The organism is Microbacterium sp. NPDC055599 (assembly GCF_053618975.1).
In genome coordinates this window covers 165788-184622 of record NZ_JBSHIM010000006.1, presented here as the reverse complement: position 1 = coordinate 184622, position 18835 = coordinate 165788, and the positions used below count along the sequence as shown (strand labels likewise).

Below are 18835 nucleotides of genomic sequence, written 5' to 3'. Positions count from 1 at the left end.
AGTCGGGCTAAGGGCGGTCGTCCACCTCCACGCCGTCCTCCCGCTCCTCCTCACCGAGGTCGGTGACGTCGACCTCCGGGGCGTCGCCCTCGCCGTTGTTCGCCGTCGGCGGTTCACCGTGGAACCCAGTCGTCTCGTCGCGTCGCTGATCGGACATGTCTCCTCCTCGGGGTCGGATGTCCCAGCATCGGCCGACCGGACCTGCGCGCACCAGCACCTTGACAGGAGGCGCGAGCGTGCGGCACCCGCGCAGGTGGAGTCCAGGGAGGGGCGATACCGTGCAGGGGACCCCCGCACGATCACCGCGATCCCCCGACAGAGGACACGATGACCCACGGCACCCTCGCCCTCGCCGCCCCCCAGTCCGGATACGAGGGCTTCATCGGCTGGGTCCTCAGCCTGATCGAGTCGCTCGGCGAGATCGGCGTCGGGCTGGCCGTGCTCATCGAGACCTTCGTGCCGCCGATCCCCTCGGAGGCGATCCTCCCCGCCGCCGGCTTCCTCGCGTACGACGGACGCATGAGCGCGTGGGGCGCCTGGGCGGCCGCCACGATCGGCGGTCTCGTCGGGGCCTGGATCTGGTACGCGATCGGTGCCGCGATCGGCCGGGACCGCACACGACGTCTCGTCGGTCGCATCCCCCTGCTCGACCACGACGACTTCGACAAGGCGGAGGCGTTCTTCCAGCGGTGGGGTGGCCGCGCGGTGCTGCTCGGCCGGTGCGTGCCGCTGGTGCGCTCCTTCATCTCCATCCCGGCCGGCATCGAGCGCATGGCCCTGTGGCGCTTCACGCTCTACACCATGGTCGGGTCGGCGGTGTGGAACGGCATCTGGATCGGCCTGGGCTTCGCGTTCGGCCCCGCGATCCGCCCGATCCTGGAGCAGTGGAGCGGCCTGCTCTCCGACATCGCGGTCGGCGCCATCGTTCTGCTGCTCGTGGTCTTCATCGCGCTGCGCATCCGGCGGCGGATGCGCGAGGCGGCCGCGCGGCGCGAGCAGGAGGAGGGGCCGGCCTGACGCCGACCCCTCCCGCCATCAGTTCCCGGAGCGCACGCCCTCGAGCGACGGGTAGTCCACGTACCCCTCGGCCGTGGAGCCGTAGAAGAGCTCAGGACGCGGCTCGTTCAGCTCCGCGCGGGTGCGCCAGCGCTCCACCAGGTCGGGGTTCGCGATCACCGGGCGGCCCGCCGCGACCGCGTCGGCCCACCCCTCCGCCACCAGCTCCTCCGCGGACTCCCGCGTGGTGGGCACGCCGAAGCCCGTGTTGACGATCAGCGGCGCGCCCGCCACCCGGCGGAGGTGCTGCACGAGGTCGCCCGACGGCTCGGCGTGGAGCACGTCGAGGAACGCGAGGCCGAGCGGCGCGAGCCCCTCGGCGACCGCGGTGTAGGTGGCCCGCACGTCATCCGCGTCGTCTTCCAGAACACCCTGGATGCCGTGCTGCGGCGACAGACGGATACCCGTGCGGTCCGCGCCGACTGCGGCCGCGACGGCCGCCGTGACCTCGATCGCGAAGCGCGCGCGGTTCTCGGGCGACCCGCCGTAGCGGTCGTCGCGCACGTTCGACACCGGCGACAGGAACTCGTGCACCAGGTAGCCGTTCGCGCCGTGCACCTCGACCCCGTCGAAGCCCGCGGCGATCGCGTTGCGCGCGGCCTGCGCGAACTGCTCCACGACCACGGGGATCTCGTCGAGCGTGAGCGCGTGCGCGACGGGAAGGTCGCGCTTCCCCTCCGGCGTCCGGGTCTGGCCGGGGGCGGCGAGGGCGCTCGGCCCCACGACGCGCGGCTCACCCGAGATGGCGGGGTGCCCGACGCGTCCGCCGTGCATGAGCTGCATCACGATCGTGCCGCCGGCCGCGTGGACGGCGTCGGTGATGCGACGCCACCCCTCGATCTGGGCGGGGGTGACGATGCCCGGCTGACCCGGGTAGGACATGCCCTCACGGGCGGGCCAGGTGCCCTCGGAGACGATGAGGCCCTGCCCGGCCCGCTGGCGGTAGTACTCCTCCATGACCGGCGTCGGCACGCCGTCGCCGGCGGCACGGGTGCGCGTGAGGGGCGCCATGACGACGCGGTTGGACAGCGGCAGGGCGCCGAGGACGGCGGGGTCGTAAAGAGTCACAGTGGGGACCAATCCCCGCAGCGCCCGCGGTATTCCCGTTCAGCCGCCGCCGAGGTCGGCCAGCAGGGTCGCGAAGTGGTCGAGGTCGGCGGTCGACCACTTCCGCAATCGTTCGCCGATCCGCCCCTCGTAGCGGGAACGCGCGAGTGCCACCCGCTCCTGCGCGAGGGGCGTCGCCACGAGCCGACGCGCACGGCGGTCCTCCGGGTCGGGAATGCTCTCCACGAGTCCGAGCTGTTCGAGCTGCCGCACCTGCCGGCTGACGGCGGACTTGTCGGTCTGGAGCCGCTCGATGAGGGCACCGGCCGTCGCCGCCTTGCCCGACAGGATCGAGGTGAGCACCTGATAGCCGAGCGGCTGCAGCTCGGGGTGCACCGTCACCGCGGCCTCGCGCCAGGCGACGCGGATGCGGGCGATCAGTCGCCCGAGCTCGTGCTCGACGCGCACCACGGCGGCGTGATCGACGTCGATCTCCGACGACGCGGAGGTGTCGACGGCGCCCTCGCCGGGGGCGGGGTCGGACGGGGCACTCATGCCGCCAGTGTACGGCGAAGCCCCGCCACCTCCGGGGTGGCGGGGCTTCGGGCGGGCGTCGTCACACCTCCGACAACAGCCGGAAGGCCTTGGACGCGGCCTCGATCTCGCGCGGCGTGAGCTGGTCGATCACGGCCCGCAGCCGGGTGCCGTACTCGCGACGGACCTCGGCGAGCGCGGTGCACGCCCCCGGGGTCGCAGTGAGCACCCGCAGCCGGCCGTCACGCTCGTCGGGGTGGGAGTCCAACAGCCCCAGCTCCTCCAGCATCCGCACCTGGCGGCTGACGACCGACTTGTCCATGTCGAAGCGCTCGGCGAGCTCGTGCGCATTGGCCGACCCGGCCCTGTCGATGAACGTGAGCAGCTTGTACCCCGCCACCGGGAGCTCCGGGTGGACCCGGGCTGCGGATTCCTTCCACAGCGACCGGGTCCGCGCGAAGATCAGGTTGAGGTGCGCCTGCAGGTCGCTGAGCGCCGTGTCGACGTCGGCAGTGCCGACCGCGTCGGGGGCGATCATCTCAGCGCTCCCGCGTCCGATCCTCGCGCTCGAGCACGCCCACCGTTCCCGTGGTGGTCGCCGGCTCGGCCCGCGTGGTACGGATCGTGCCCGTGGAGAGCGAGGCGCCCACCTCGGCCTCCGACACCTCGATGACCGACTCCTCGGCCTGCTCGCGCAGCTGCTCCGCGGCGTTCTTGGTGGACAGCGGCTTGTTCTTGATGAACGCGATCGCGATGATCGAGATCACGGCGAGCGGGATGGCGATGATGAACGCGTCGGCGATACCGTGGCCGTAGGCGCTCTCGACGATCGAGCGGATGGCGTCGGGCAGCTGGCCCACCTTCGGCACGTCGCCCGAGGCGAGGTGCTTCAGCGCGTCGACCTCCGCCTGACTCGACGGCGTGAAGCCCTCGAGCCCGTCCTTGACGTACGTCGCGACGCTCGAGGAGAGCAGCGATCCCATCACGGTCACGCCGATGGTGCCGGCGATCGTGCGGAAGAAGTTGACGTTCGACGACGCGGCGCCGAGCTGACGCGGATCGGTGTCGTTCTGCACGATGAGGGTGAGGTTCTGCATGACCATGCCGAGGCCGGCCCCGAGCACGAACATGTAGACGGCGACCAGGATGAACGGGGTGTCGTAGCGCAGCGTGGACATGAGGCTCACGCCGACCGTGGCGAGCACGGAGCCCGTGAGCATCCAGCCCTTCCACTTGCCGAAGCGGCTGACCAGCTGGCCGATGATGATCGACGCACCCATCTGCCCGATGATCATCGGGATGGTCATGAGGCCGGACTCGGTGGGCGTGGCGCCACGGGCGAGCTGGAAGTACTGCGCGAGGAACACCGAGGTGGCGAACATCGAGACGCCGATCGCGATGGAGGCGATGACCGACAGCGTGAACGTGCGGTTGCGGAACAGCGACATCGGCACGATCGGCTCCTTCACGAAGAACTCGACCGCCACGAACCCGGCGATGGCGACGCCGGCGATCACGGCGAGCACGATGCTCGTCGAGGAGTCCCAGTCGAACTGGTTGCCACCCATCGACACCCAGATGAGGAGGCTGGACACGCCCACGGCCAGGAGCACGATGCCGAAGTAGTCGATCGACACCTTCGTGTCGCGCTGCGGCTTGGGCAGGTGCAGCGTGAACTGCAGCAGCACGAGCGCGACGATCGCGAACGGGACGCCGACGAAGAAGTTGGCGCGCCAGCCCCACGCGTCGGTGATGACGCCGCCGAGCAGCGGGCCGCCGATGGTGCCGAGGGCCATGATCCCGCCGACGACGCCCATGTACTTGCCGCGCTCGCGCGGCGAGATGATGAGGGCGACCGCGATCATGACCAGCGACATGAGCCCGCCGACGCCGATGCCCTGGATCACCCGCACGGCGATGAGCATGTTCGTGTCGGTGGAGAACCCGGCGATCACGGTGCCGACCGTGAAGAGGATCAGCGAGATCTGGATGAGCACCTTGCGGTCGACGAGGTCGGCGAGCTTGCCCCAGATCGGGGTGGAGACGGCGGTGGCCAGCAGGCTCGCGGTGATGACCCAGGTGTACTGGGACTGCGTGCCGCCGAGGTCGGCGATGATGACCGGCATCGAGGTCGACACCACGGTGCCCGAGAGCACGGCGACGAACATGCCGACGATGAGGCCGGAGATCGCGGTGAAGACCTCGCGGGCCGAACGCGTGGCGTCGGCCGGAGAAGAAGAGGTGTGTGACAAGGGGGAACGCTCCTGCGTAGAAAGTTGATCGAGATCAACCATACGCCGATGGTTGCGAAAACGCAACTATCCCGGGAGCCCCGTCCGCGTCAGCCGCAGAACGCCCCCAGCGACTCGTGCAACTGCTCCACGGCCTGGATCGTCTCCGGAGACTGGAGGTCTCCCAGTCCATCGATCTGATCGGCACCCGAGGCGATCACGTCCCCCAGGTGGCCGTCGATCCCGGCCGCCAGATCGTCGAGCGTCGCCACCAGCCGATCGCGCGCCGCATCCGCCTGTTCCGCGGTCGCCCCACCCTGGTCGAGCAGACCCTGGTACTGCGCGTAGGCGTCGTCGATCGTGGCGCACGCGCCCTGCACATCGACCCCGAGGGCGTCGCCGGCGGCCTGGGTGACCTGCGAGCAGCCCGCGAGGAGCCCGGCGGCGAGGAGGAGGGGGACGACGGCGAATCGGCGCATGACCCGAGGGTAACCCGGGCCACCTGGACCGATCCTGACCCGCCGCCCCCGCGGGGTCAGCCGCCCGACGGGTTGTCGAGCGGGCGCCCCTGGTCGTCGGTGGTCTCGCGCTCCAGCACCTCGTCCGTCGTGTCGCCGCCCTCGTCGGGAGCGCCACCCGAGGCGGTGTCGGCCTCTTCGTCGGCCCCCGGCGTGCCCTGCGTGTTCTGCGGATCACTCATGTCGTGCCTCCTCTGTCTGGTGCCCCGACGCTACGCGCGCGACCACGGCCGAGCGCAGGGGCTTGACCGCCGTCACGCCAGGCCCCACACTCCCGCGAGCACGAGCCCGCCCGTCGAGCACCCAGGGGTCAGTCGGCCCAGAGCCGCTCGATCGGGACGGCCGCGCCCAGGATGCGCTCGGCGGCGCGGTGACCGGACAGCATCGCGGCCGGCACGGTCGCGGGGTCATCTGTCCAGGTGGCCTCCCCGGCGAGGTGCAGCACTCCCCCGATCGGCGTCGCGAGATCGTCGTGGTCGGCGGTCGTGGAGCCGAGCGTCATGTACGCGTACGAGCCGTGCGCGAACGGGTCGTCCTGCCACGCGGTGCGGTGCACGGCCACCGGCTCCACGGCCCGGTCGCCGTACAGCCGCCGCAGCTGCGCCATGACCGAGGCCACGACCTGCTCGTCTGCCCAGTCCCTCGTCGCGGTCGCCGCCGGCCCCGCCGCGAAGGTCAGCAGCGTCGGACGCCCGTGCGCCGCGGTGAGGTCGTACCAGGAATGCCACCAGCGGCCCTCCGGGCCCTGCTGCCGGATGGCGTAGACGCCCTCGTCCCAGAACCGCTCGGGAAAGCGCAGGAACACCTTCTCGAACGCGTTCATGCGCAGCCGTCCGAGCGCGTCGGCGTTGGCCGAAGGCAGCGGGGGCACGATGTCGACCGCCCCGGAGTGGAGCACCCCGACCGGCAGCGTCACCACGGCGGTGTCGCCCGCGAACACGCCGCGCCCCGTGTGCACCAGCACCCCGTCGGTCCAGTCGACGCCCGTCACCACGTGGCCGAGCCGCACGTCGAGACCCTGCGCCAGCCGTTCGGGCAGCACGCCGTAGCCGTCGGGGAACACGACCTCGTCGCCGTCGATCTGGTCGTCGTCGAGCCCGTGCGCCGCGAGGTCCTCGATCCACGCGCCGTACTGCTCCTCCGCGCGGTGCTCCAGATACTCGCGCACGCGCTGGGTGCGGTCCGCATCCCACCCCTGCCGCGCCAGGGCCTCCTCCGTGGCCTCGCGGTACGAGGCCTCGGGCGCCGACGCCGCGATGACCTCGGGCAGGACGGCATCGACCGCGTGCACGTCGGCCGCGAAGGCACGGGCGGCCTCATCGGGCAGCCGCCGCCCGTCCACGCCGTAGTTCTCGATCGGACGACCGTCGACCTGGTAGCCGCCCACCGTGAACTCGACCGTGCGCATGCCGAAGGCCGCGGCCGCCGCCGCCACCGGGCTCCCGTCGACGCCGTGGATCCACGAGGCGCCGAGGTCGGTGGCGCCGTCCGTCCGATCCGTGTGCACGCGACCGCCGACGCGGTCCCGAGCCTCCAGCACGACCACCGTGCGCCCGGCATCCTGCAGCAGCCGTGCCGCGGTCAGTCCCGCGACCCCGGCTCCGACCACGACCGTGTCGACCCGTTCCATGATTCCTCCCGCGGCGGGACATCGGCGTCCTCGCCTCGACGATACCCATCGCCGCCCGCCGCCACCGCCCCATCACCTCGACGGACGCCGGTCACCCCGCGTCCGGCGCCCGACGCGGGACCGCCGTGGTGGCGGGCGTCGCGTCGTCCGCGTCGTCTGCGTCCGCGCGCAGCCCGATGCCCCAGCTCGCTCCGCGCGCCAGCATCATGCCGAGCACGGACACGACCGCGAAGGTCAGCATCAGCAGCCGCGCCGAGCCGACCATGTCCGGCAGCGCCAGGTTCACGAGCACGCCCGCCATCGCCGCGCTGAAGGCGCTCGCGATGAGGAACACCGTGTTCACGGCGGCCGCTGCCTTCGCCCCCTCCTCCTCATCGCGCGTGCTGCCGAGCGCCGCGACCGTGAGGTGCGGGAAGCCCAGGCCAATCCCCGCGCCGGCGACGAACAGCGTGACGAACCACAGCGCGACGACGAGTGCCGACGGCCCCTCGTGCTGGAGCAGCCCGTACGCGGCGAGCCCGAGCGCGACCGTGAGCGGGCCGACCGTGATGAGCACCCGCCGGGACCGGACCCCCGTGGCGTTCGCGGTGAACATCTGCGTGACGGACCACCCGAGCGACAGCGCCGCACCGAGCAGCCCGGCGACGAACGGCATCAGTCCCCCGATCTCCTGCCCGAAGAGCGGGATGAACGCCTCCGTGCCGATCGCGAAGGCCAGCACCGCGACCGTCAGGTACACCCACCCGAGGGAGGAGCCGCGCACGAACGTGACCCGGGGGAGGATCCCGACGCGGCTGCGCTTCTCGTGCCGCACGAACCACAGGGCGAGCACGACGCCCACGACCAGCGCGACGCCCGTGCCGACACCCGCGGGCACGACGCCGGCGACCCCGACCGCCGCCACCCCGCCGGCGAGCAGCACCAGCGACCCCCACGGCACCGACTCGCTCGAGCGGGCACGGGCGGTCTGCGGCAGCGCGCGGACCACGACCAGTCCGATCAGCGCCGACAGGACGGCGAGTCCGACGAACGGCGCGCGCCACGCGTCGAGCTGCGCGAAGATCCCGCCGACGACGGGGCCGACGATGTTGCCCACGCCCCACATGGCCGACACGAGAGCAGCGCCGCGGGCCCAGAGCCGCTCCGGCAGGGCACGCTGGATGAGCGCATAGCCGAGACCGGCGAGCAGGCCGCCGCCGAGCCCCTGCACGGCGCGCCCGACGAGCAGCGCCGACATCCAGGGGCTCACCGCGCACAGGAGCGAGCCGAGGGCGAACAGCCCGAGCGCCAGCAGGTAGGCCCGCACGGCCCCCTGACGGGTGAGGATGCGGCTCACGAGCATCGCGCTCACGACCGACGCGAGCAGGAAGGTCATCATCGTCCAGGCGTAGAACTCGGCCCCGCCGATGTCGCCGACGATCGTGGGCAGGAGGCTCGTGGTGAGGTAGACGTTGCTCGCCTCGAGCAGCACGCCGCCGGCGAGCACGGCGGCGATCGGGGCGTAGCGACTGCTCAGCAGCTCGCGCCAGCTCCCGCTGACCGGTGTGGACGTCTGTGGTGAGGACATGAGCATTCCTTTGCAGCGTCGGCGGAGGTCGATCACCTCCGTGGCGCCGGTGCTCGGCGGCCTTCCGTCACGGTATGACCTCAAGTAATGTTGAGGTCAAGCGGCAGCGCCGCGCGGACCGGTTTGGAACCGGATGCGGCCGGGATGCGGATACCTCTTGTGACCAACGACAACGACATCATCCGTGACTCGATCACGTCGGCGGAGCGCTTCGCCGAGATCTTCGAGCGACATATCACCGCCGTCACCGCCTACGTCGCGCGGCGGGTCGGCCCCCACGCCAGCGACGACATCGTCAGCGAGACCTTCCTCGCCGCGTTCCGCCGGCGCAAGCGCTACGACATGACCAGGACCTCCGCGCTCCCCTGGCTCATGGGGATCGCGACCAAGGTGCTCGCGCAGCACCGGAGGGCGCAGGCCACGCACTGGCGCGCACTGCACGCCGCGTTCGGCGCCGGCGACGAGGACACGGTCGACGACCTCGACCGCTCGATCTCCCGGCTGGACGCCTCGGCCCAGCTGGAGGATCTGTTCCCCCGGATCGCCGCGCTGTCGGCCAGGGACCGCGAGGTGCTGTTCCTGCACGCCTGGGGCGATCTGACCTACCCGGAGATCGCCGCGGCGCTCGGCATCCCCATCGGCACGGTGCGCTCCCGGCTGAGCCGCATCCGCGCGAAACTCTCCGCGCCCCCACCGCCGGCACCCGCGCGCCTCGCGCACGCCCCCCGCTCGGCCACCACACACATCCGCTACGCAGAGACGGAGTCCGCTCATGGACATCTTTGACCAGGTCAGGGAGATCCGGCCCACCTATCCCACCTCCCCCCAGGCGCCCCGCCGGGCGCTGCACCAGGAGATCGCCCGCTCCCGGCGCTCGCGCCCCCTCCGCCACATCGCGGTGGTCTCGCTCGGCGGCGCCGCCGTCGCCGCCGCCGTCGTGACCGCCATCGCCGTGGCGCCGCCCGGGGTCGTCAGCCAGCCGCAGGCCGCGTCGGCCGCCGAGTACCTCACCGAAACCGCCGCGTCCATCAGGGCCGCCGCGGCCGCGGCCCCCGCCTCGGAGACGACCGCGGTCACCATCACCACCAGGCACCTCGGGATGGTCGGCGGCCCGAACACCGTGTTCGCACCCTTCGGCGACATCCGCGCCGGAGCCACCGGCGCCGTCGTGTCGCAGTGGAGCGGCACATACCGGCTCGACGCCGACGGCACCCTGCACGTCACCGACCAGATCCGCTTCCACTCCACCGACGTCTACGGAGACGAGGCCGCCGTGGCGGCCGCATGGAACGACTACTACGGCAGCACGGAGATCGGTCCCCTCGGCACGCCACCCGTGGCCGAGGACCCGCACTCGGCGGACTCGCCGCCGGAGACGCTCCCCGTGTCGCCCGCGGACTTCCCGCACGATCCCGCCGCCTTCCTCGAGGCCTGGACCAAGGGCATGAGGGATCTGATGGACGCGGAGATCGCCGAGTCCGCGGATCTCGTCGACGGCGACCTGGAGGCGAGCGGGATCCTCGACCGGACGTACGAGCGGTACGACGTGCCGGCCGCCGAGCACATGCTCTCCACGCTCTCCACCTCGACCCTGCTGCACACGGGATCGCCGGAGTACCGCGCGACCTTCCTCGAAGCCCTCGCCCTCGCTCCGGGCATCACGGTCGAGGAGGACTCCACGGCGGTCAAGGTGCTCGCCTACGCCTCCGACGAGCAGCGCTATCGGCTGTCGATCGACCCGGCGGCCGGTGCCGTCGTCCAGATCGACGAGTTCCTGCTGGCCGTGCCGGGACAGCTGTGGAACCGCCACACGAAGGACGACCCGCCCGTCGAGGTCGGCTCCGCCCCATTCCTGCCCGACGGCATCCCCTCCCGGTCGAGCACGTTCCGCTCCGCTCCTGCGAGCTGAGCCGTCCTCACCCCACGGCGCCCCTCCCCGTTCTCCGGTGGAGGGGCGCCGTCCTCGCCCCACGGCGCCCCGCACCCGCGCAGACCTCATCTATTGTTGAGGTCGAGCGAAGGGAGCGCACGATGGAACCCGAAGACCTGCTTCCGATCGGCGAGGTCACCCGGCGCACCGGCGTCGCCCCCTCCGCGCTGCACTTCTACGAGCAGCTCGGCCTTATCTCGTCGACGCGCACCGCGGGGAACCAGCGCCGCTACCGCCGGCACATGCTCCGCCGCGTCTCGCTGATCGTCGTCGCCAAGCGCATCGGCATCCCGCTCAGCGAGGTGCAGGAGCTGTTCCAGACGCTGCCCATCGACACGCCGCCCTCGCACGCCGACTGGCGCCGGGTCGCGAAGCTGTGGCGCACTCAGCTCGAGGAGCGTCGCACCCAGCTGGAACACCTGCAGCGCGAGCTCACGGGGTGCATCGGCTGCGGCTGCCTGTCGCTCAAGGCGTGCCGCCTGCTCAATCCCGACGACACCCTCGGCGACGACGGTCCGGGCCCCCGCCGCATCTGACCGGGCACGCCGCGCTCGACGTTCGTCCAGCGCGGATCCGACGATCGGCCAGACCTCTGCGTCGGGCCGCCAGGCCGTCCGAACGGCGTTGTGCCGGTAACGAGTAACCCTTTACCTTCTAGACGGCACACGTCCATCCGTGTTGCCGTCCTCACGGTCGCGGGCTGTCCCGACAGCCAGGCGCGGGTGCGCGTCCGCGAGGGAACCGATCATCACGTCGTCGCACGGTGTCGTCGCGCCGGCGTGATCGACCAACCATTGAAGGGATACCCGTGGATTCCACAGCAGCAGTACTCTCGCGACCACCCGGTCGCGTGCGCCGATTCACGAGCATGCTCCTGGCATCGCTCTTCGTCACCTCGGCACTGGTCGGGGTGAGCACGCTCGGAGGCCCCGCTCCGAGCGCCGAGGCCACCCAGAGCTGGGGCACGACGACGCTTCGTCAGACCAACCAGTTCTTCGCCTACGTCAACGCCGGCGAACAGCTCACCGGCGACATCTCGAAGCTCGTGCGAGGGGTCGGATCCCAGTCGGCCACGCTCCGGGCCACATCGCCGTCCGGTGAGACGTTCGAGTGCACCGTGGCCGCCGACGCGGTCGTCGGCACCGCCTGCACGTTCGGCACCCAGACGGCGGCGGTCAGCGGCATCTGGACGATCGACTTCGTCCGTCCCGTCGCCGACTCGCAGGCCGCCGCCGGCACCTTCCAGTGGAACATCACCGTCAGCTCGGGCGGCACGCCGATCCCCGGCCGCGTGTGGTCCGACGACTTCATCATGGAAGACACGGAACCGGCGACCTTCGACCTCTGGTACGTCGGCTCGACGGGCTACCAGTACCGGTCGACGTACTCGGACTTCCGCGGCATCTCGAGCCGGTTCCAGGTGAACCAGTTCGGCAACGTGATGCCAGGGACGTGCACGCCGTACTACGGCAGCGCGGCCATGGGAGCGCCCACCGGCTCGGAGATCCCCGGCATCGAGCCGAGCGACTCGTGCGGTGTGCCGTACCACATCTTCTTCGAGACGCCCGCGGCCGACCTCCCCGCGTCGGCCTCTGCCGTGGACGGCAGCCACTTCGTGCTGCCCGCGCCGGAAACACCGGACATCTCCGGCTTCGCGTTCGCGCCCGCCGGCAACGACACGCGTGCCGGCACGTTCACCTTCACCACGAGCGGTCACGTCGGCTCGGTCGACCTCTGGGTCGACGCGGACGCCGACGGCTTCTACGGAACCGCGGGCGATCGCCTGATCACCGTGGCGGTCAACGGGGACGGCGCGCAGACGGTGTCCTTCGACGGACTCGACGCCTTCGGAGCACCGATTCCCGCGACGACGCAGTTCGCCGCGCGCGCCGGTATCTCCAAGGCGGGTGAGATCCACTTCGTCAACTCCGACATCGAGAGCCGCGGCGGCATCTCCGTGACCGCGATCAACGGCCCGGCGGCCGGGTCGTCCACCCTGTACTGGAACGACACGACCCTGGAGCTCGCGAACCACCGCACGGACTGCCTTCCGCCCGTGATGGACGGACGGGCGGGGACGGCGAGCGCTGTCCCCGGCGGCGTGCACGGCTGGCCCTGCGACATGAGCATCCAGCCCAACAACGCGAACAACGGCGTCGACGGCCCCTGGGGCGACGTGCGCCACATCGACGACTGGACCTTCACGCCGGTCGACGAGCAGGAGCAGATCATCGTCGCACCCGCGGCGAACTACACCGTGGTGAAGTCGTCCGACCCGGCCGACGGCGAGTCGGTCCAGTCGGGTGACGTGGTGACCTACACGATCGACGTGGCACAGGTGGGCAACGTCCCCGCGGACGCCACGCTCACCGACGACCTCGCGAACGTGCTCGACGACGCCGCGTACAACGGCGACGTCGCCGCCAGCACGGGAACGGTCGACGTGACCGGAACCACCCTGTCGTGGAACGGCACCCTCCCCGTGGGCGGGACGGCGACGATCACCTACTCCGTGACCGTCGACGACATGTCCGACCTGCCCGCGGGCGACTACAGTCTCGGCAACGTGGTCACCAGCCCCGGCTGTGCGACCGCGGACGACTGCTCGACGGTGCACCCGATCGGCGCGTACTCCGTGGTGAAGACCTCGGACCCCGCGTCCGGCACGACCGTGTCCGATGATCAGAAGCTGACGTTCACCGTCACCGTCACCGAGACCGGTCAGGGTTCCGTGGACGGCGCGACGCTGACCGACGACCTCTCCGACGTGCTCGACGACGCCACCTGGAACGACGACCTCGTCGCCTCCGCCGGCACGGTGTCCTTCGACCAGGACAGCGAGCAGCTGGACTGGTCGGGCGACCTGGCCCCCGGCGCCGTCGTGACGATCACCTACTCGGTGACCGTCACCGGAGACGGCGACCAGTCGCTGATCAACCAGGTCACCAGCCCCGGGTGCGCCTCGCCCGAGACGTGCGGCACGACGCACCTGTACGGCACCTACTCGGTGGTCAAGGAGTCCGACCCCGCGTCGGGCACCGACGTGGCCCCCGGTGACACCATCACCTACACGGTGACCGTCACCCAGGCGGGTACGGGCGCGGTCGACGCCGTGCTCACGGACGACCTGACCGGGGTGCTCGACGACGCCGTGTGGAACGGCGACCTGGCGGCCGACCTCGGCACCGCGTCGTTCGATCCCGCGACGAACGCCTTCACGTGGAACGGCACGCTCCAGCCGGGCGAGGTGGCCACGATCACCTACTCGGTCGGGGTCAGCGGCGCCGGAGACACCGACCTGCTCAACGTCGTCACCAGCCCGGGCTGTGCCACCGCCGACGTCTGCTCCACGGAGCACTTCGTCGGGGCGTACTCCGTGGTCAAGACGTCCGACCCCGCACCGGGGACGGCCGTCCAGCCGGGGGACGTCATCACCTACACGGTGACGGTGACGCAGACCGGCAGCGGGGCGGTGCAGGACGCCGTCCTCACCGACGAGCTGCCCGAGGTGCTCGACGACGCCACGTGGAACGACGACGCGGAGGTCTCCGCCGGCGACCTCGACTACGACGAGGACACGCAGGAGCTGAGCTGGACCGGCGACCTGGCCGTGGGCGACGTCGTCACGATCACCTACTCGGTGACCGTGACCGCCGCGGGCGACACCAGCCTGACCAACACGGTCACCAGCCCGGGCTGCCTCACGCCGGAGGACTGCACGACGAACCACCTCGCGGGTTCCTACTCCGTCGTGAAGGACTCCGATCCTGCCCCGGGCACCGACGTCGCCACGGGTGACACGATCACCTACACCGTGACCGTCACCCAGTCCGGCCTCGCCGCCGTGACGGGCGCGACGCTCACGGACGACCTGTCCGAGGTGCTGGACGACGCCACGTGGGACGACACGATCACCGCCACCAGCGGTGCCGCGACGTTCGACCCGGCGACGGCACAGCTCGCCTGGACGGGCGACCTGGTTCCCGGCGCCGTGGTGACGATCACCTACTCGGTCACCGTCGTCGAGGGTGGCGACACGACGCTCACCAACGTCGTGACCAGCCCCGGCTGCGAATCCGAGTCGGTGTGCACCACCGAGCACTACACCGGCACCTACGCCGTCGTGAAGAGCTCGGACCCGGTGTCGGGCACGACGGTCGCGGCCGGCCAGGTGATCGACTACACGATCACGGTCACGCAGGACGGTGCCGGGTCGGTGGCCGCACTGCTGTCGGACGACCTGACCGGTGTCTTCGACGACGCGTCGTACAACGGCGACGTGGCGGCGAGCCTCGGCACGGTGGCGATGGACGGCGCGAACCTCTCCTGGAACGCGACGCTCGCGCCCGGCGAGGTCGCGACGATCACGTACTCCGTGACCGTCGGGGCGATCGGATCGGGTGACGGGCAGCTGCCCAACGTGGTCACGAGCCCGGGCTGCCAGAGCGAGACCGACTGCGCCACGGTGCACCAGGTCGGCGCGTACACCTTCGAGAAGACATCGGACCCCGCACCGGGACGGGTCGACCGCGGCGACGTGATCGACTACACCCTGACGGTGCGCCACACCGGCGTCGGACCGATCCCCGGTGCGCGGATCCTCGACGATCTGACCGCGGTGCTCGACGACGCCACGTACAACGACGATGCGGTCGCGTCCGCGGGGACCGTGACCCGTGACGGCGTGGACCTCACCTGGACCGGCGACCTCGTCGCGGGTGACGTGGTGACGATCACCTACTCGGTGACCGTCACGGGCAATGGTGATGGCGACATCGACAACGTCGTCACCACCGACGACCCGCGCGGCGGCTGCGCGGCCAACGAGCCGTGCCGCACCGAGCACGACGTGCCGCCGATGCCGGGCCTGGCCACCACCGGTGGCGAGCTGCCGGTGTGGTCGGTGCCGATCGCGCTCCTGCTCCTGCTGATCGGCAGCGGCGTGTACGTCGTCGCCCGCCGTCGTCGGAGCGACATGAACGCCGAGTAGTCGACGGTGCTCGACGGGAGCGGGGTGGCCATCCGGCCACCCCGCTCTCGTCATCTGCGGAGCCGCTTCGACGCATGCCGTGCGGCGTATGCGGGCCGGGTTAGCCTGAGGACAGCGATCGGCATCCGCCCTTGGCTTCCACAGCTCAAGGGCTCCCGATCGACAGGAGAGCATCATCTCTCTCACCCGAACCGCCTCCCCCGCCTCCACCCTCGGCCCCGTCCGCCAGACCTACGCGGGCACCGCCGAATTCCCCCCGATGACACGGGCGTACCGCGACGTGCAGCAGGTGGTGAAGGAGACCGGGCTGCTGCAGCGCACCCCCGTGTTCTACTCGCTCGTCGGCGGCGCCCTGCTGCTGGCCCTCGCTGGCTGCGTCACCGGCTTCCTGCTGCTCGGCGACAGCTGGTTCCAGCTGCTCATCGCGGCGGCGCTCGGCATCGTCTTCACGCAGATCGCGTTCCTCGCGCACGAGGCAGCGCACCGGCAGATCCTGTCGTCCGGTCCCGCGAACTTCCGCCTCGCGCGCATCCTCGCCGGGATCGTCGGCATGAGCTACCACTGGTGGGACTCGAAGCACACCCGCCACCACGGCAACCCGAACCAGGTCGGCCGCGACCCCGACATCGAGGTCGACACGATCTCCTTCCTCGAGACCGATGCCGCGCAGTCCCGCGGCCTCGTGCGGCTGATCACCCGCAAGCAGGGCTGGCTGTTCTTCCCGTTGCTCACGCTCGAGGGCCTCAACCTGCACTACATCGGCCTCAAGCACCTGCTCACCCGCAAGAACGTGAAGGGCCGCTGGATCGAGCTGTCGCTCATCGTCGCCCGGTTCGCGATCATCCTGATCCCGGTGTTCCTGATGCTGCCGCTCGGGATGGCGTTCGCGTTCCTCGGGGTGCAGCTCGCGGTGTTCGGCGTGTACATGGGCGCGTCGTTCGCCCCCAACCACAAGGGCATGCCGATCATCGCGCCCGACGCCAAGCTCGACTTCTTCTCCAAGCAGGTGCGCACCTCGCGCAACATCCACGGCGGCCGCTGGGTCACCTGGCTCATGGGCGGCCTGAACCACCAGGTCGAGCACCACCTGTTCCCCAACATGTCGCGCCTGCACCTGGCGAAGGCGCGGGAGATCGTGCGCGACTACTGCGCCGCCAACGGCATCGCGTACACCGAGACGAGCCTCGTGCGCTCCTACGCGATCGTGATCGACTACCTCAACCGGGTGGGGCTCGCCGCGCGCGACCCGTTCGACTGCCCCGCCGCCGCCCAGCTGCGCCGCGCCTGACCGCCGCCGGCCGACCGGGGGCGCCCTCGCGGCGCGGGAGAATGGACTCCATGTCCGCGCGTTCTCCCCAGCGACTGCTCTCCTCGGTCCGCCGGCTGCTGCACACCGACCCGTCGAGCGTCGCGCACACCGAGGCCCTGCCCGTCATCGACGAGCGCACCGTGCCGCGCGTGCTCGACCTCGCGACCCGCATCGGCGAGTCGATGTTCGCGGTGGGGGCGTCCGCGCACGAGGTGACCCTCGCGATCACCCGCGTGTGCGAGGCGTACGGGCTCAAGGGCGTGCAGGTCGACGTCACCTACAACTCGATCACGGTGTCGTTCCACCTCAGCGGGGAGGTGTGGCCGGAGACCCTGGTGCGCGTGGTGCGGGTCGCCGCCCCCGACCACGCCAAGCTGCAGCGCGTGCAGGCCCTGGTCGCCGACATCGACGCCGGGCTCGACCTGGAGTCCGCCCGCACCGCCTTCCGCGTGATCCGGCGGATGCCGTTCCGCTACCAGCAGCCGGTCGTGATCGTGGCCCGTGCGCTGCTCGCGGTGGGCGTGAGCATCATGCTGGGCGCCTCCCCGATCATCGTCGGGCTCACGTTCGTCGCGGCCCTGTGCGCCGCGCTCACCCAGGCCGGGCTCGCGCGGCTGCGGGTGCCCCTGTTCTTCAGCCAGATCGCGGGCGGGTTCGTGACGACGGTCGTCGCGGTCGCGGTGTCCGCGCTGGGCAGCGCCGGCGTCGAGCCCTTCGTGGGCATCCGGCCGTCGATCATCGTCGCGTCCGGCATCGTGCTCATGCTCGCCGGACTCACCGTGGTCGGTGCCGCGCAGGACGCGATCGACGGTTTCGCGCTCACCGCGGGCGGCCGCATCCTCGACCTCACGATGCAGACCCTCGGGGTCGTGATCGGCATCCTCGTCGGACTGGAGCTGGGCGGCGTGCTCGGCTTCACGATGGGGCTGCCCGACGACCCCGCCCCGTTCGGGCCGCTGCTGAACCAGTTCGCCGGTGCCGTCATCATCGCGGTCGCCGTGGCGGTGTTCAACGGCGCGGGACTGCGGATCATCCTGGTGAGCGCGCTGCTGAGCGCCCTGACGCTCGCCGGGTACGCGGGCACCGTGGCGCTGCACCTCCACCCCGCGGCGGCGAGCGCGGTCGGCGCGCTGCTGGCGAGCTTCGTCGGCATGCTGATCGCGCACAACCTGCACGTGCCCTCGGTCGCGGTGACGACGGCGGCGATCGTGCCGCTCGTGCCCGGGGTCGCGGTGTTCCAGGGGCTGCTGGAGATGGTGCACGCGGCGGGCACCTCCGCCGGGATGCTCGCCACGGGCGGCTCGCTCATCGACGCCGCGGTGATCGGCATCGCGCTCGCCTCCGGCGCCTCCCTCGGCCTCTACCTCGGCACCCCCGTGCGGGCGACCCTCGCGGGCGTCGCGAAGACCAGGGCGCGCGTGCGGCGCTGACGCGGGCGCGGCGGCTCAGGTCGCGCGAGGGGTCGCGGTGAGGTCGAGCGCCCACTCGTTCACGGTGAGGTCGGCCCCGCGGAACCGCTCGGTCGCCACGCCCACGAGCTCGAACCCGCCGCGGCGGCACACCGCGTTGGAGGCCGGGTTGTCGACCGCGGGGAACGCGAGCAGCAGCTTCCGGCCCTCGTGGTGCTCGCGCGCCTCCGCGACGAGGAGGGACAGCGCCCGCGCGGCGACCCTCCGCCCCTGCGCCGCGGGCAGCACGAACCACCCGGTCTCCCACGAGGGGCCCGCGCTCCCCTCGACCTTCCACCGCCCGATCGAGCCGAGCGGCGTACCGCTCTCGTCGACGATCGCGAACATCCGCGCCTCGCCGTCGCGCTGCAGCCGGAGGTACCGCTCGTGACGCGCCAGGATCTCCTCCTCGCTCTCCGGTCCGTTGAGATGCGCGGTCATCTCCGGGGTGTTGGCGGCGTGCAGCAGCGGCAGGTCGGCGGGCGACCACGGCCGCAGGGCGAGGGTGTCCATGCGGGGAGTCTGCCGTCGACCTCCGACATCCGCGACCGATGTCGGAGGTCGCGCCTACCGTC

Annotated in this window: 17 protein-coding genes; 7 read left to right on the top strand and 10 right to left on the bottom strand. The window is 71.4% G+C overall.

The window, feature by feature from the left end; genetic code table 11:
* Positions 1-7: 7 nt before the first annotated feature.
* Positions 8-157, bottom strand: coding sequence for a hypothetical protein (locus tag ACWGQ1_RS07755; protein ID WP_168387185.1), 150 nt, complete (start codon positions 155-157; stop codon positions 8-10).
* Between the two features lie 170 nt (positions 158-327).
* Between ACWGQ1_RS07755 and ACWGQ1_RS07750 the strand changes: the two genes are divergently transcribed.
* Positions 328-1017 carry a DedA family protein gene (locus tag ACWGQ1_RS07750; protein WP_136034800.1) on the top strand — a complete coding sequence of 230 codons (690 nt, stop codon included), beginning with the start codon at positions 328-330 and terminating at the stop codon, positions 1015-1017.
* Positions 1018-1035: 18 nt separating this feature from the next.
* Here ACWGQ1_RS07750 and ACWGQ1_RS07745 read toward each other — a convergent pair whose 3' ends face one another.
* The 8 genes from ACWGQ1_RS07745 to ACWGQ1_RS07710 all read right to left on the bottom strand — a co-directional run bounded on the left by ACWGQ1_RS07745 (position 1036) and on the right by ACWGQ1_RS07710 (position 8583).
* Positions 1036-2124 carry an alkene reductase gene (locus ACWGQ1_RS07745; protein WP_136036658.1) on the bottom strand — a complete coding sequence of 363 codons (1089 nt, stop codon included), beginning with the start codon at positions 2122-2124 and terminating at the stop codon, positions 1036-1038.
* 39 nt (positions 2125-2163) lie between these two features.
* Complete coding sequence (locus ACWGQ1_RS07740) at positions 2164-2658, bottom strand: MarR family winged helix-turn-helix transcriptional regulator (protein ID WP_136036657.1); 495 nt, start codon at positions 2656-2658, stop codon at positions 2164-2166.
* 61 nt (positions 2659-2719) lie between these two features.
* Positions 2720-3175 (bottom strand): MarR family winged helix-turn-helix transcriptional regulator, encoded by a 456-nt coding sequence (locus ACWGQ1_RS07735; RefSeq protein ID WP_136034793.1) that lies wholly within the window; start codon positions 3173-3175, stop codon positions 2720-2722.
* A gap of 1 nt (position 3176) precedes the next feature.
* Complete coding sequence (locus ACWGQ1_RS07730) at positions 3177-4805, bottom strand: MFS transporter (RefSeq protein ID WP_372490598.1); 1629 nt, start codon at positions 4803-4805, stop codon at positions 3177-3179.
* Positions 4806-4978: 173 nt separating this feature from the next.
* The gene (locus tag ACWGQ1_RS07725; protein WP_136034789.1) at positions 4979-5347 is read right to left on the bottom strand and encodes a hypothetical protein; all 369 of its coding nucleotides are present in this window, start codon (positions 5345-5347) and stop codon (positions 4979-4981) included.
* 56 nt (positions 5348-5403) lie between these two features.
* Entirely contained in the window at positions 5404-5568 is a 165-nt protein-coding gene (locus tag ACWGQ1_RS07720; protein WP_168442898.1) for a hypothetical protein, read from the bottom strand.
* A 128-nt stretch (positions 5569-5696) separates the two neighbouring features.
* Positions 5697-7016, bottom strand: coding sequence for an FAD-dependent oxidoreductase (locus ACWGQ1_RS07715; protein ID WP_452312715.1), 1320 nt, complete (start codon positions 7014-7016; stop codon positions 5697-5699).
* Between the two features lie 91 nt (positions 7017-7107).
* Entirely contained in the window at positions 7108-8583 is a 1476-nt protein-coding gene (locus ACWGQ1_RS07710; protein WP_136044799.1) for an MFS transporter, read from the bottom strand.
* Between the two features lie 159 nt (positions 8584-8742).
* Between ACWGQ1_RS07710 and ACWGQ1_RS07705 the strand changes: the two genes are divergently transcribed.
* The 6 genes from ACWGQ1_RS07705 to ACWGQ1_RS07680 all read left to right on the top strand — a co-directional run bounded on the left by ACWGQ1_RS07705 (position 8743) and on the right by ACWGQ1_RS07680 (position 18242).
* On the top strand, positions 8743-9369 hold the full coding sequence (locus tag ACWGQ1_RS07705) for an RNA polymerase sigma factor (RefSeq protein WP_247982153.1): 627 nt from the start codon (positions 8743-8745) through the stop codon (positions 9367-9369).
* Complete coding sequence (locus ACWGQ1_RS07700) at positions 9356-10492, top strand: hypothetical protein (protein WP_452312714.1); 1137 nt, start codon at positions 9356-9358, stop codon at positions 10490-10492. Before ACWGQ1_RS07705 ends, ACWGQ1_RS07700 begins: the two co-directional genes overlap by 14 nt.
* Before the next feature lie 122 nt (positions 10493-10614).
* On the top strand, positions 10615-11049 hold the full coding sequence (gene soxR, locus ACWGQ1_RS07695; RefSeq protein WP_136034779.1) for a redox-sensitive transcriptional activator SoxR: 435 nt from the start codon (positions 10615-10617) through the stop codon (positions 11047-11049).
* Between the two features lie 332 nt (positions 11050-11381).
* A complete protein-coding gene (locus tag ACWGQ1_RS07690) occupies positions 11382-15503 on the top strand; it encodes a DUF7927 domain-containing protein (protein WP_452312713.1) in 4122 nt (1373 codons plus the stop codon).
* Positions 15504-15762: 259 nt separating this feature from the next.
* On the top strand, positions 15763-16791 hold the full coding sequence (locus ACWGQ1_RS07685) for a fatty acid desaturase family protein (protein ID WP_136034775.1): 1029 nt from the start codon (positions 15763-15765) through the stop codon (positions 16789-16791).
* 50 nt (positions 16792-16841) lie between these two features.
* Positions 16842-18242, top strand: coding sequence for a threonine/serine exporter family protein (locus ACWGQ1_RS07680; RefSeq protein WP_136036643.1), 1401 nt, complete (start codon positions 16842-16844; stop codon positions 18240-18242).
* A 15-nt stretch (positions 18243-18257) separates the two neighbouring features.
* Here the strand turns inward: ACWGQ1_RS07680 and ACWGQ1_RS07675 are convergent, their stop codons facing one another.
* The gene (locus ACWGQ1_RS07675) at positions 18258-18773 is read right to left on the bottom strand and encodes a GNAT family N-acetyltransferase (protein ID WP_136045644.1); all 516 of its coding nucleotides are present in this window, start codon (positions 18771-18773) and stop codon (positions 18258-18260) included.
* Between the last annotated feature and the right edge of the window lie 62 nt (positions 18774-18835).